Genomic DNA, 710 nt, shown 5'->3' with positions numbered 1-710 from the left:
CCGTTTCTTTGATTTAGGCGGACATTCCTTGCTTGCTGTACAGCTCATGAGCCGCATTCGTGAAGCGCTCGGCGTTGAACTCAGCATCGGCAACTTGTTCGAAGCACCTACTGTAGCCGGACTCGCTGAAAGACTTGAAATGGGATCAAGCCAAAGCGCTCTTGACGTTCTGCTGCCGCTCCGAACAAGTGGAGACAAGCCTCCTTTATTCTGTGTTCATCCGGCAGGGGGGCTCAGCTGGTGCTATGCCGGTTTGATGACCAATATAGGAACGGATTATCCGATCTACGGCTTGCAGGCACGGGGAATCGGGCAGCGCGAGGAGCTTCCGAAAACACTTGATGACATGGCTGCCGATTACATTAAACAAATCCGAACGGTCCAGCCAAAAGGCCCGTACCATCTGCTGGGTTGGTCCCTGGGCGGGAATGTCGTTCAAGCGATGGCTACCCAGCTGCAAAATCAAGGAGAAGAAATATCCCTGTTGGTGATGCTGGACGCCTATCCAAACCACTTCCTTCCTATAAAAGAGGCACCGGATGATGAGGAAGCGCTTATTGCCCTTCTGGCGTTAGGCGGGTACGATCCAGACAGCTTAGGGGACAAACCGCTAGATTTTGAAGCGGCGATTGAGATTCTTCGCCGGGACGGCAGTGCGCTTGCGAGCCTGGATGAAACGGTCATTTTAAATTTGAAGAATACGTATGTCA

1 protein-coding gene is annotated in these 710 nt (G+C 52.4%); it reads left to right on the top strand.

The genetic code is table 11. The features are described 5' to 3' along the window. A partial coding sequence (locus ACWHAR_RS27165; RefSeq protein ID WP_452088444.1) for an alpha/beta fold hydrolase occupies nucleotides 1-710 on the top strand: 710 nt, incomplete at both ends.

This window comes from Bacillus sp. LR--39 (genome assembly GCF_053613335.1).
The sequence above is the reverse complement of the archived record's forward strand: the minus strand, read 5'-3'. Positions and strand labels throughout refer to the sequence as shown.